General features: G+C 51.2%; 11 protein-coding genes. 7 read left to right on the plus strand and 4 right to left on the minus strand.

Annotated elements, in window-relative coordinates; all coding sequences use genetic code 11:
* The first annotated feature begins 70 nt into the window (after nucleotides 1-70).
* Complete coding sequence (locus BOC67_RS00570; RefSeq protein ID WP_291906209.1) at nucleotides 71-1768, plus strand: GMC family oxidoreductase; 1698 nt, start codon at nucleotides 71-73, stop codon at nucleotides 1766-1768.
* A gap of 42 nt (nucleotides 1769-1810) precedes the next feature.
* Here BOC67_RS00570 and BOC67_RS00575 read toward each other — a convergent pair whose 3' ends face one another.
* Nucleotides 1811-2443, minus strand: a complete 633-nt coding sequence (locus BOC67_RS00575) for a class I SAM-dependent methyltransferase (protein WP_291906210.1) — start codon at nucleotides 2441-2443, stop codon at nucleotides 1811-1813.
* 89 nt (nucleotides 2444-2532) lie between these two features.
* On the opposite strand from BOC67_RS00575, the gene BOC67_RS00580 reads away from it, so the two are divergent.
* Both BOC67_RS00580 and BOC67_RS00585 read left to right on the plus strand, forming a co-directional pair.
* Entirely contained in the window at nucleotides 2533-4350 is a 1818-nt protein-coding gene (locus BOC67_RS00580) for a beta-galactosidase family protein (RefSeq protein ID WP_291906212.1), read from the plus strand.
* 153 nt (nucleotides 4351-4503) lie between these two features.
* Entirely contained in the window at nucleotides 4504-4947 is a 444-nt protein-coding gene (locus BOC67_RS00585) for a CBS domain-containing protein (protein WP_291906214.1), read from the plus strand.
* 63 nt (nucleotides 4948-5010) lie between these two features.
* Here the strand turns inward: BOC67_RS00585 and BOC67_RS00590 are convergent, their stop codons facing one another.
* From BOC67_RS00590 to BOC67_RS00600, 3 genes are all read right to left on the minus strand, one after another.
* Nucleotides 5011-7449 (minus strand): TonB-dependent receptor, encoded by a 2439-nt coding sequence (locus BOC67_RS00590; protein WP_291906215.1) that lies wholly within the window; start codon nucleotides 7447-7449, stop codon nucleotides 5011-5013.
* 58 nt (nucleotides 7450-7507) lie between these two features.
* Nucleotides 7508-7759, minus strand: a complete 252-nt coding sequence (locus BOC67_RS00595; RefSeq protein WP_291906216.1) for a hypothetical protein — start codon at nucleotides 7757-7759, stop codon at nucleotides 7508-7510.
* A gap of 76 nt (nucleotides 7760-7835) precedes the next feature.
* Nucleotides 7836-9104, minus strand: coding sequence for an aspartate kinase (locus tag BOC67_RS00600; RefSeq protein ID WP_291906217.1), 1269 nt, complete (start codon nucleotides 9102-9104; stop codon nucleotides 7836-7838).
* A gap of 147 nt (nucleotides 9105-9251) precedes the next feature.
* Between BOC67_RS00600 and fbp the strand changes: the two genes are divergently transcribed.
* The 4 genes from fbp (at nucleotide 9252) to BOC67_RS00620 (ending at nucleotide 12311) form a co-directional block, all read left to right on the plus strand.
* Nucleotides 9252-10265 (plus strand): class 1 fructose-bisphosphatase, encoded by a 1014-nt coding sequence (gene fbp / locus BOC67_RS00605; RefSeq protein ID WP_291906218.1) that lies wholly within the window; start codon nucleotides 9252-9254, stop codon nucleotides 10263-10265.
* Nucleotides 10266-10416: 151 nt separating this feature from the next.
* Nucleotides 10417-10908 (plus strand): CAP domain-containing protein, encoded by a 492-nt coding sequence (locus BOC67_RS00610; RefSeq protein WP_291906219.1) that lies wholly within the window; start codon nucleotides 10417-10419, stop codon nucleotides 10906-10908.
* Between the two features lie 93 nt (nucleotides 10909-11001).
* On the plus strand, nucleotides 11002-11766 hold the full coding sequence (locus BOC67_RS00615) for an ABC transporter ATP-binding protein (protein WP_291906220.1): 765 nt from the start codon (nucleotides 11002-11004) through the stop codon (nucleotides 11764-11766).
* A 14-nt stretch (nucleotides 11767-11780) separates the two neighbouring features.
* Nucleotides 11781-12311, plus strand: a complete 531-nt coding sequence (locus BOC67_RS00620) for a YfiT family bacillithiol transferase (RefSeq protein WP_291906221.1) — start codon at nucleotides 11781-11783, stop codon at nucleotides 12309-12311.
* The last annotated feature ends 6 nt before the right edge of the window (nucleotides 12312-12317 follow it).

Consider the following 12317-nt stretch of genomic DNA (forward strand, 5'->3'; position numbering starts at 1 on the left):
ATGTTTCGTCAGGAACAACTGTCCGCAGCCGTTATCTGCTCTCAGGTCACCCTTTTTAATTTCTGCCAACATGAACCTGAATATAAAAGCTGAAAAAGAAAATACCTATGATGCCATCGTCGTAGGCTCCGGAATCAGTGGGGGCTGGGCCGCAAAAGAACTTTGCGAAAAAGGGCTCAAGACCCTGGTGCTGGAAAGAGGCCGCAACGTAGAGCATATCAAAGATTATACAACGGCAATGATGGATCCCTGGGAGTTCAAACACCGGCTCCGTCATACCAACGAAATGCGGGAAAAACACCCGATCCAGAGTCAGTGCTACGCTTTCGACGAAGGCACCCAGCAGTTCTGGGTGAACGACCTGGAAAATCCGTACAACCAGGTGAAGCCTTTCAACTGGCTGCGTGGTTACCATGTGGGCGGCCGCTCCCTGATGTGGGGCCGGCAGGTGTACCGCTGGAGCGACCTCGACTTTGAAGCCAACGCAAAGGACGGCCACGGCGTTGACTGGCCCATCCGCTATAAGGATATTGCGCCCTGGTACGAATACGTGGAACGCTACATCGGCGTGAGCGGCCAGGCCGAAGGACTGCCGCAGCTGCCCGATGGCATCTTCATGCCGGCCATGGAAATGAACTGCCTGGAAAAACATGTGGCTGCCCGCATCAAGGAACAGTATAACGATCGTATCATCACCATCGGCCGCGTAGCGCACGTGACCCAAAAGCATAACGGCCGCGGACCCTGCCAGTCCAGGAATCTCTGCGCCCGCGGTTGTCCGTTTACCGGCTATTTCAGCAGCAACGGCGTTACCCTGCCTGCCGCTGCAGCCACCGGCAACCTCACCCTCCGCCCCGATTCCATCGTGCTGGAAATCCTCTACGATAAGGATACGGCGAAGGCTACCGGCGTACGCATCCTGGATGCGCATACGAACAAAACAGTGGATTACCACGCGAAAGTGATCTTCCTCAACGGCTCTACCCTTGGCACTACCCATATCATGCTCAACTCCGTGTCCGACCGCTTCCCGAACGGATTTGGTAACGACAGCGGACAGCTGGGCCATAATCTCATGGACCACCACTATGGCGTAGGCGCAGGCGGAGAATTCGAAGGCCTGGAAGACCAATATACCAACGCCGGGCGCAGACCAAACGGTATCTACATCCCGCGTTTCCGTAACGTGAACGCCGCTACGACCCGCAAAGACTATGTGCGCGGTTTCGGCTACCAGGGCGGCGCAGGCCGTGGCAGAGGCTTAGGCGCTGATGGCATCGGCGTGGAGCTGAAGGAATCCCAGCTGTACCCGGGCAAATGGAGCATGGGCATCGGCTCCTGGGGCGAACACCTGCCTTACTACGAAAACAAGGTGACGCTTAATAAAGACAAGAAGGATAAGTACGGACTGCCTACCCTCGATATCGATTGCGAGTTCAAGGAAAATGAAATGGCGATGCGGAAGGACATGAAGGAAAGCGCGATCGAAATGCTGGAAAAAGCAGGCCTGAAAAACGTGTATGGCTACGATGGCGCGCCGCCTCCGGGCCACTGTATCCACGAAATGGGTACCGCGCGTATGGGCCGCGATCCTAAAACCTCCGTACTCAACGGCTTTAACCAGGTGCATGCTGCGCAGAACGTATTCGTAACGGATGGCGCCTGCATGACTTCCTCTTCCTGCGTAAACCCAAGCATTACCTACATGGCGCTTACCGCCAGGGCAGCGGATCACGCGGTGAAAGAACTGAAGAAAGGAAATATTTAACAAATATTCACAGCGAATAAGTCAGGCCTTCAACGTCCTGGCTTATTCGCTTTTTTTTGCGATCACTACCGTGTGTACCTCTTCTTCCTCTCCGCGGCGGTAGGGTTTACGAATCACTTCCAGGATCGTGAAGTGATTGGCTGTCAGCGTATCAAGCATCATCCCGATGGTGTGGTAATAAAAATAAGTCCTGTCCCCACTGCTGCCGGAAATAAACCCCGAACGTTCCGGACTTCCTTCCACAAAGCTGCCATAGAAAATACCTTCCCCGTATAATAACCGGTAACTGTCTTGTACCAGCTTCTTACAATCTGCCGCTGACAGGTACGGCAGGCAAAATCCTGCTATGATGCCATGAAAGCCCGCAGGCAGCAGATGGATATCCCGGCTGTCCAGCACCCGGAAGTTGGCATTGGGCACGGCTTCCCGCGCGAGCGTGATCATATTTTGCGAAATATCGGTGGCGACTATACGAAAATCGGGTCTTGCGGCAAGTAAGTACCGCGTGATATTTCCCGGGCCGCAACCCAGTTCCAGGATAACGGGATGTTGCATGGGCAGCTGCGCGCAAAAATGGTCATAGGTGTCGTTATACAAATCCAGGTCCATGAACTTTTCTTTGTACAGCGCCGCGATCTTATCCCAGGTAGCGAAGGTTTCTTTATAGGGGTCCATACGGTAAGTTAGCAGATTTTTTGGTTTCTACTTTCATAAAAAGCCGTATTTTGTACACTTAATCCTAACTTCAATTACAACTTAGAGCAATGAAAAAAGTGATTCTGAGCGGGATGTTGGCCTTATCCTGCTGGTTGTGCCAGGGTGTGAACGCGCAAAGCAAACATACGTTCACCCTGGGGAAATCTGAGTTCTTATTAGACGGTAAGCCTTACCAGATCATCAGCGGCGAAATGCATCCTGCCCGCATCCCGCGCGAATACTGGCGCCATCGCATACAGATGGCCAAAGCCATGGGTTGCAATACCATTGCAGCTTACGTATTCTGGAATTACCATGAAACGGAAAAGGGAAAATTCGACTTCAGCACCGGTAATCACAACATTGCGGAGTTTGTGAAAATTGCCCAGGAAGAAGGCATGTGGGTAATGTTGCGCCCCGGTCCTTATGTGTGCGCGGAGTGGGAGTTTGGCGGATTGCCTTCCTACCTGCTGCAGATACCTGACATCAAGGTGCGTTGTATGGACCCGCGCTACATCGAAAACGTGCAGCGTTATGTGAATACGCTCGCCGCGGAAGTGAAGCCATTGCTGGTGACCAACGGCGGCCCTATTGTGATGGTGCAGGTAGAAAACGAGTATGGCAGCTATGGGAATGATAAACAGTACCTCTATACGCTGAAGGATATGTGGGTGAAAAACGGGATCAATGTACCGTTCTATACCGCTGACGGCCCTACGCCGTTTATGCTGGAAGCCGGCACGGTAGACGGCGCAGCCATCGGGCTGGATTCCGGCAGCTCCGAAGCGGACTTTGAGCAGGCGAAAAAACAAAACCCCAATGTACCAGCCTTCAGCAGCGAATCCTACCCGGGATGGCTTACCCACTGGGGCGAAAAATGGCAGCGCCCCGGGGTAGACGGTATCGTGAAGGAAGTGAAATTCCTCATGGATACCAGGCGTTCCTTTAACCTGTACGTGATCCACGGCGGCACCAACTTTGGGTATATGGCCGGGGCTAACTCCGGAGGAAAAGGATACGAACCCGATGTTACCAGCTACGATTATGACGCCCCGATTAATGAGCAGGGAGATACGACTGCCAAATACATGGCACTGCGCCGGCTGATGGCTTCCTATCTCCCGAAGGGAAAAAAATTACCAGCCATACCTAAACCGATACCAGCTACCACCTTTGCGCCGGTGACCCTGCAACCTTTTACCACCGTTTGGCAACACCTGCCCGAACCGGTGAAAAAGCCGCAGCCTGTACCGTTTGAGGCAGTAGGGCAGGACTATGGCTTTATGGTGTATAAAACAACGCTCATCGGCCATAAGAGCGGGAAGCTGACGATTAAAGAGTTGCACGACTATGCCACCGTTTTCCTCAACGGCAGGTACGTAGGTAAAATAGACCGCCGCCTGGGCGAAAACAGCATCACCCTGCCTAAATCCGAGGTAAAGGACCCGGTGCTGGAAATCCTGGTGGAAGGCATGGGCCGCATCAACTTCGCGGAGGCGATGATCGACCGGAAGGGTATCACCGACCGCGTGATCCTCAACGGGATGACGCTCATGAACTGGGAGCAGTACCGCCTGCCCATGACGGAGCAGTTTGTACAGGAGCTGGCAAAAGGCCCTGCTGCTGCGGATAGCCGTGAAGGTAAGTTCTTCAAAGGCAGCTTCGAACTGGCTGCCGCCAATGATACCTACATCGATATGTCCGCCTTCAAGAAGGGCATCGTTTGGGTGAATGGCCATAACCTTGGCCGTTATTGGGAAATCGGCCCGCAAAAACGTTTATACTGCCCGGCCCCGTGGCTGAAAAAAGGCAGCAACGACATCGTGGTGTTCGACCTGCACCAGCAGGAAGCCGCTGCGGTAAAGGGCGAGAAAACGCTCGAATAGCATATAATTACAGCTTTCAGGCCGGAAAACAGCAATAATTGCCGTTTTCCGGCCTGTTTCGTTTACGGCGTCGCTGCCTTGAGATTATCAGGAAAATTCGTTATCTTAGGTTAGAGTCGGTTTTTCATTTTTTCACACCAAATTAGGCTTACCATGGGAACAGTACGCAACATCCTGGAGGCCAAGGGTCGCGCTGTTTACGCTATTCGCCCGCACAACACCGTGTATGAAGGAATTCAAATGCTGGTAGACCGTAATGTTGGGGCTTTAACAGTTGTAGATGACAACGACCATTGCCTTGGAATCTTCTCCGAACGCGACTATGCCCGCCGCGTTATCCTCAAGGGACGGGCATCGAAAGACACGCTTATCAGCGAAATCATGACAGAGAACCCCATTACAGTCACAGAGGATACCTCTATTGAAGACTGTATGGTGAAAATGACGGATAAACACATCCGCCACCTGCCTGTCATCAACGACCAGGAACAATTGATCGGAGTTATTTCAATCGGCGATGTGGTGAAGTATATTATTAACGACCAAAAGCATATCATCTCCAACCTGGAGTTGTATATCAATGGTACGCACGGCTGAATGAAAAAGGGCCGGTTGCTCCAGCGAACAACCAGCCCTTATATGAATCAAATTAATGCAGGATCAACCGGCGCGTTTAGCCTCTGCACTGGCCCCGGTTTGCCGCTCGCGGGCGGCTTTGATGGTGTTGCTGCCGAATTTATAACTGAAGTACACGCCTACGGTGCGGTACTGCCAGATGTTATAAATACTCATGTCCAGCGAACCATATTGCGCTCTTCCCCTGAAATACTGTACTGACAGCAGGTTGTTGACATTCAGCTTCACAGTAGCTTTCTTTTCCAAAAATGTTTTCTGGATACCGAGGTTCGCGTTGTATTGCGGATCGCCTTTGAAGATACCGAAGATAAACGGCGACTGGTAGAAGCCGGTCAGTTCTACCTTGAAATCTTTCGGCAGGCTGAACGTCTGCGTGGTATTGGCGTTGTAGCTATAGTTGGTGCGCGTTTCCAGCGGACCGCTGCCCACCTGTATCCGGTAGCTGTTGTAGTAGAGGTTCAGGTTATTATCCATATGCCACCACTTGGTCACGTCTACCGGCACGGTGAAGTTCAGGTTCATGAAATCCGCGTGGTCGTAGTTCACGTCCGTACTGGTCGTGATTTTGGTAGCGTTGTCCTGCGTGAGGAATTCCTCAATGATATGATTGATCCTGCTGGCGTTGAACGTAAAGATATACTTGTCTTTCAGCACGTAACTCAGCTCGGCGGTATTGGTGTACTGCGGCTTCAGAAAAGGATTTCCCTTGCGGTAGGTGTACCGGTCGAGGTAGAAGATGAAAGGATTCAGCTGGCCGTATTCCGGGCGGTCGATCCTCCTCGTGTAGCTGAGGCTTAGTTTATTTTTATCGTTGAGCTTTTGCTCTACCCCGATGTTGGGGAAGAAGTTCAGGTAGTTGTTCTCCACCGTGCTGTCCATCGTGTGGGAGTAACCGTTAGAGCGCGTATATTCCATGCGCCCGCCGAGGTTAAAGCTCGTTTTGTTGATGGTCTTTTTATAGCTGGCATAGGCTGCGTACACGTCTTCCTTATAATCAAATTCATCGCTCTGGGAGTAAGCCCGCACGTATTTACCGCCTTGCAGGGAATCGTATAACATCAGGTTATTGGTAGATACGGAGCTGAATTTGGCGCCGGTTTCCAGCTTGCCTTGTTTGCCCCAGGGGAATACCATATCCGTCTTAAGGCTCCTGATGGTGATGTTCGTGCGGGCGTTGTTCTGCACGCCGTTCATGTTACGGAACTGGCCGGTGTGGTTATCCAGCATGCTATCATTGAGGAGCATATGGCGCTGGTTGCGGAAGTTAGCGTAATCCGCATCTACTGTTACTTCCTTGCCGAGGGTGTCCAGCACGCCTTTATAGTTCAGGTTGACGGCAATGTTGTCAAAGCTGTTATCGTTGGTGGTGTAGGAAGACAGGATGGAATCAGGGCGCATACCAGGCCTGAAAAGGTTAGTGGTGCTGGGAATACTCGAAGTGAACGAGTTATTGTATCCGTTGACCAGTACGCCGACTGTATGTTTATCGTTGATGAAATAGTCCAGGCCCGCTTTATAGCTCCTGTCGTTAAAGCGGTTCCGCTGTTTGATATCCTGGGAAAGCATGGAGGTATCCTGCGCATCCCGGAAGGTCCGGCGGAAGTCGCGCTGCACGAGGTTACGGTACACTCCCAGGCTACCGTTGCCATAGAGGTTGAACTTTTCCGTGCGCCAGTTGAAGTTACCGCCACCGTTGGCCTGCGGGTACCAGCCTTGCGTGAAGGTACCATTCACAGAGCCATTGATGCCGGTCATCTTACCTTTCTTGGTTTTGATGTTGATGATACCACCGTTGCCTGCAGCATCGTATTTGGCGGGAGGAGTAGTCATGAGCTCAATCTGCGCAATATTTTCGGCCGGCGTACTTTTGAGGAGGTTCGTTAGTTGTTCTCCGGAGAGATAAGTGAGCTTCCCGTCTACCATAACCTGCACGGATTTGCCTTGCAGAATTACGTTTTCGTTATTATCCAGGTTAACGCCGGGCGCCTTACGCAGTAAGTCCAGGGCGGTGTTTCCGGCTGCGGTAGGGCTGCTTTCCACGTTGAGGACGGTTTTACCTGGTTCTCTTTCAATATAGGGCTTCTGGGCGGTTACCTGCACGGCCTGCAAACTTTTGGTAAGCGGTTCGAGGGTAATACTGTCGAAGCTGAATTTCTTGTGGGATGCGTCTATCTGGAAGTTGGGAACAAAGTGGGTGTTAAAGCCCATTTGTGATACCTGCAGGAAGTATTCGCCCTCAGGTACATTACTGAAATTGCAACTGCCGTTTTCAGCAGTCAGTTCTCCTTTAACGAGGGAAGAGTCTTGTGTTTTGCGTAACAGGATACTGGCAAACGGTAAGGGTTTCCCGGTTTTGTCGCTGACTTTTACCGCTATGGTTCCATTGATGGCGGCGGATTTTTGAGCATTGGCGGTTAACATTAGATGCATAAGCATTCCCAACGCAATCATTAGTTTTCTCATACTATCGAGGCGGTTATAATTTTTCTCCAAGCAAAAACTCAGGCTAAATACCTTAGGACTATCTGATGTTATAGATTGAAAAGCTTTCCAACAACACTTTACAAGCAGATTCCTTTGTGTCTGTGTTGGAACGGCAGTATTTCTCCGGTTCCGGGTCTACTGTATCGGCGGGTCTGATAATGTTGCCGGCAGTAAAGAGGTAAAAAGGTAATTCATCGGGGGACATGCTGGGCCCGTGACTTGCCAGTAAACTGCCCCCGCAGGCCACGGCCCCCGCTATTCCAAAAAACAAAAATGCAACTTTTTTCATACGGCTGTTTTCCTAAAGACGTACAGGTATGAAAAAAGTTGCACCGCCTGTCAAAATTAATAACCGGCTGATAAGTTTATTTCTTCCACAAGCGCTGGATCGTAGTAGGGGAGCGCTGTTCGAGCAATATACGGTGGCCGTTGCTGAGCTCTTCCAGGAGGCTGTCCTGGTAGTAACGTACAGTCAGTAGTTCCAGTCCTTCGTTATAGTTGATCTTGAAGTCGTTGTGCAGGGTTTTGATGAGCAGTTCAATCTTTTCCGGGTTGTGGTCGATACAGCAGCTAAAGCTGATAGCCCCGTTCTGCATCAGGTTGATCTTGATTTTCAGGCCGTGGAAGATCTCGTAGATGCCGCTGATCTTCTCCTCGGTGATGAAGGAGTAATCTTTGGAAGTTATGTGTAGCAACACCTGATTTTTTTTCAGCACGATGATGGGCGGCAGTTGCCTTACATCGGATACTTCTTTGATCACGGTGCCGGGGAGGTTCTTATCCAGGAAGCATTTTACATACAGGGGTATCTGTTTGTTCTGCAGCGGTTTAATGGTCTTGGGGTGGATCACCTGCGCGCCGTAGAAAGCCATTTCGATCACTTCCCCGTAGCTGATCTCCGGGATGTTAACCGTGTTGGGGAAGAGTTTCGGGTCGGCGTTTTTCAGGCCTTCCACATCTTTCCAGATGGTCTGGCTTTCGGCGTCGAGCATATTGGCGAATACGGCGGCGGAATAGTCGCTGCCTTCGCGGCCGAGGGTCACGCTTTCATTTTGATCCGTGCTGCCGATAAAGCCCTGTGAGATTACGATATTCGTATGAGTGAACAGGGGGAGTACCTTTTCTGTCACCTGGCGCTGGGTGATGTCCCAGTCAATATTCGCATCGCGGAAGTTATCGTCCGTACGGAATACGTCCCGCACGTCCAGCCAGGTATTGCGTATGCCTACGCTGTTGAAATACGCGCTGACGATGGCGGTGCTGAGCAGCTCGCCGAGGCTCACGAGTTGATCGTAATAGTAATCATATGCCCGCATAGGTTTTTCGCCCAGTGTCCATTCCGCTTCCGTGAAGAACTGTTGCAGTTGGATAAACAGCGGGTTTTCCCGGTTACCCAGCAGGGCTTCCGCTACCTGCATGTGCTGCTGCTCAATGTTATAGAGCAGCTGGGCGGCGATTTCGCGTTTGCGCAGAAAGTAGTTCTGTGCTACCTTTTCCAGCTCATTGGTCGTTTTGCCCATAGCCGATATAACGATCAGCAGCTTGTCTTCCGGGAAAGACTGGATAATTTGACCCACCTGGCGGATGCGTTCAACACTTTCTAAACTTGCGCCTCCGAACTTAAAAACCTTCATATGATATTTTGGCTTCTATTAAAAAAATATTTGGCAAAGTAAGGCAAGTTTAGAATTGTTTTAAAATCTGATTACAGATAAATGACAGTTTCATTAAAATAAAGTCCAATTGCCGTACTTTCGTTGCCGAAACTTATAGTTAACGTTATGAATCACAAGCAAAGAGTAATGACGCTGGATGAGTTCACCATCCAGGAGTTACGTAACTATCCTGGCGCCACCGGCCAGTTGTCTGGTCTGTTGCGGGATATAGGTCTCGCGGCGAAAAGGGTGAACGTGGAAGTTAACAAGGCCGGTATTGCCGACATCCTTGGCGAAGCCGGTACCACTAACGTTCAGGGGGAATCTGTAAAGAAGCTGGACGTATTTGCAAATGATCAATTCATTGACTCCCTTCAAACCAGCATTTACTGTTGTGGCGTTGCCTCCGAAGAAAATGAAAACTTCATTGCCTTTACGGACGAGCATTCCAAGAAGTCTAAATATGTCGTGCTGATCGATCCGCTGGACGGTTCCAGCAATATCGATGTCAACGTATCCATTGGTACCATCTTCTCCGTGTACCGCCGCCTGTCGCCGGAAGGAGAGGAATGCACTCTGGAGGACTTTCTGCAGCCTGGCACCCAGCAGATTGCCGCCGGTTATATCATCTACGGTTCATCCACGATGATGGTGTACGCCACCCGCCGCAGCGTGCAGGGCTTTACGCTGGACCCATCCATCGGGGAGTTCTGCCTCTCGCATCCTAACCTGAAATGCCCGCCGGAAAGCGATATCTTCTCTGTAAACATTGGCTACTACCACCTGTACGAGAAAAATATCCGGGACTCCATCGATCACTTCATGGCCCGGGATGAAAATGACCGTATTTACCGTCATCGCTTTGTTGGCTGTATGGTGGCCGAAATCCACCGTACGCTGATCCAGGGAGGTATTTTCATGTACCCTGCCTTTGGCAAGTATAAGTCGGGCAGATTGCGTTTGTGCTATGAATGTAACCCTATGTCCTTCCTGGTGGAAAAAGCAGGAGGCGTGGCAATGGCCAATGGCCGCCAGCGTTTGCTGGAACTGAAGCCGGCGCAGTTGCACCAGCGCGTGCCTATCTTCATCGGTTCCAAAGGAATGATGGAAACCTGGCAGGATATCGTCAACAAGCGATAGTCAAACTATTATATTAATGCAAACTTTTCCGCCTCGCCGGAAAGCAAAAAGCGCCCCTGTGGCGCTTTTTCTGTTTCAACTAAACTCTGGCACAATTTTTTAGTCTGTTTATATACACATTAATCATTTTTTATTATTAACCATTACTTTTATGTTCGTTTTGAAGAGCCGCAGCATCCTTGCTTTCCTGGTAGCCATCTTTTCCGCATTCCAAGTGAGTGCCTGCTCCCGCGCTACCACCCGTCATGCCACTGACGACGGAGGCGGCACCCTGGAGGAGCAAATCCTGTATTATACCAACAAGTTCAGGGCATCCAAAGGACTGAAGCCATTACAGCTGGATTCCTACTGCAGCCAGCAGGCGGAGCGCCACAGCCGCGATATGGCAAATGGCAGCACCGGCTTTGGCCATGAAGGCTTTGAAGAACGCGTGGCCAACATCTCCAAAAAACTGGGAAGAGTGAACGCCGCCGCTGAAAACGTGGCTTATGGCACACTGGACGCCGAGCAGGTAGTGAACGGATGGATTAAGAGCCCGGGGCACCGCCGCAATATGCTGGGCGATTACAACACCATCGGCATAGGCGCCGCCAAAGGCAATGGCCGCATCACCTTCTTTACACAGGTGTTCATCAAGAAATAGCAGCAGCAATTTTTCGGCTTACATCAGATAATAAAGGCAAGTCCACCCGCGACTTGCCTTTATCTTTTGGCAATTAATGTCTAATTTGGCAGCATGGAAAAGAAAAAGATCATCGAGGTAAATAACCTGGTGAAGAAGTACGGTGATTTTACCGCAGTGAAAGGCATCAGCTTCGAAGTGTATGAAGGGGAAATTTTCGGCCTCCTGGGCCCCAACGGCGCAGGAAAGTCGACCACGCTCGAAATCATTGAAACGTTGAGAGATAAAACCAGTGGTACCATCAAAGTGGATGGCTACGACCTGGATCAGCAACCGGACGAGATCAAAAAGATCATTGGCGTACAGCTCCAAAGCTCCGGCTACTACCCGAACCTGACCCTCACAGAACTGATTGAGATGTTCGGCGGCCTCTATAACCAGCCGGTAAAACCCATGGAACTGCTGGCCATGTTCAACCTGACAGACAAGGCCAGGAACAAGTACAAGGAACTCTCCGGCGGCCAGAAACAGCGCTTTTCCATCGCGACCACGCTGATCAACAAACCCCGGATCATCTTCCTGGATGAACCTACCACCGGCCTGGATCCGCAGGCGCGCAGGAGCCTCTGGGACCTGATCCTGCAGGTACGCGCGCAGGGAACCACCGTAGTGATCACCACCCACTATATGGATGAAGCGGAATTCCTCTGCGACCGCTGCGCCATTGTGGACAGCGGGGAGATCATCGCCCTGGCATCCCCGGACAGCCTTATAGACCAGCTGGTATCACAAGGCTTTGAGCGGAAGAAGGAAGTGAAAAAAGCCAACCTGGAAGATGTGTTCATCCACCTCACCGGTAAGGAATTAAGAGAAGATTAATCAAGATCGTGCATATGGAAGAATTAAAATATCCTATCGGCCGCTTCGAGGCAAAAGCCGATTACACCCCGGAAGAATTGCAACGCTTCATCAACGATATCCGGTACCTGCCATCTTTGCTGGAAATCACCGTGCAATCCATGGACCAGGCGCAGCTGGATACGCCCTACCGCCCCGAAGGGTGGACGGTGACGCAGCTTGTGCATCACGTGGCGGACTCTCACCTCAACGCCTATACGCGGTTTAAGCTGGCCCTCACGGAAGATACGCCTACCATCAAACCGTACGACGAAGCCGCATGGGCCGAGTTGCCGGATGTGAAAGCCACGCCCATCAACGTTTCCCTCACGCTGCTGCATGCCCTGCATACGCGGTGGACGGCCCTGCTCAACAGCATGGACGGCGAGCAGTGGGAGCGCGCTATTTACCACCCGGAAAGCAAAAAGGAAATTAACCTGAAATCGCTGGCGGCCATGTACTCCTGGCATGGATTGCATCACCTGGCGCATGTAACGGGACTGAAAGAGCGGATGAACTGGGATTAAAAGAAA

It is taken from the genome of Chitinophaga sp. CB10 (assembly GCA_001870995.2).
In the GTDB taxonomy this organism is placed as follows: domain Bacteria; phylum Bacteroidota; class Bacteroidia; order Chitinophagales; family Chitinophagaceae; genus Chitinophaga.

Bases quoted from the DNA above. Each gene is read 5' to 3' on its own strand.
- BOC67_RS00590 (WP_291906215.1), bottom strand. From the start codon at position 7,449: ATGAGAAAACTAATGATTGCGTTGGGAATGCTTATGCATCTAATGTTA.
- BOC67_RS00615 (WP_291906220.1), top strand. From the start codon at position 11,002: ATGGAAAAGAAAAAGATCATCGAGGTAAATAACCTGGTGAAGAAGTAC.
- BOC67_RS00600 (WP_291906217.1), bottom strand. From the start codon at position 9,104: ATGAAGGTTTTTAAGTTCGGAGGCGCAAGTTTAGAAAGTGTTGAACGC.
- BOC67_RS00585 (WP_291906214.1), top strand. From the start codon at position 4,504: ATGGGAACAGTACGCAACATCCTGGAGGCCAAGGGTCGCGCTGTTTAC.
- BOC67_RS00575 (WP_291906210.1), bottom strand. From the start codon at position 2,443: ATGGACCCCTATAAAGAAACCTTCGCTACCTGGGATAAGATCGCGGCG.
- BOC67_RS00620 (WP_291906221.1), top strand. From the start codon at position 11,781: ATGGAAGAATTAAAATATCCTATCGGCCGCTTCGAGGCAAAAGCCGAT.
- BOC67_RS00570 (WP_291906209.1), top strand. From the start codon at position 71: ATGAACCTGAATATAAAAGCTGAAAAAGAAAATACCTATGATGCCATC.
- BOC67_RS00595 (WP_291906216.1), bottom strand. From the start codon at position 7,759: ATGAAAAAAGTTGCATTTTTGTTTTTTGGAATAGCGGGGGCCGTGGCC.
- BOC67_RS00610 (WP_291906219.1), top strand. From the start codon at position 10,417: ATGTTCGTTTTGAAGAGCCGCAGCATCCTTGCTTTCCTGGTAGCCATC.
- BOC67_RS00580 (WP_291906212.1), top strand. From the start codon at position 2,533: ATGAAAAAAGTGATTCTGAGCGGGATGTTGGCCTTATCCTGCTGGTTG.
- fbp (WP_291906218.1), top strand. From the start codon at position 9,252: ATGAATCACAAGCAAAGAGTAATGACGCTGGATGAGTTCACCATCCAG.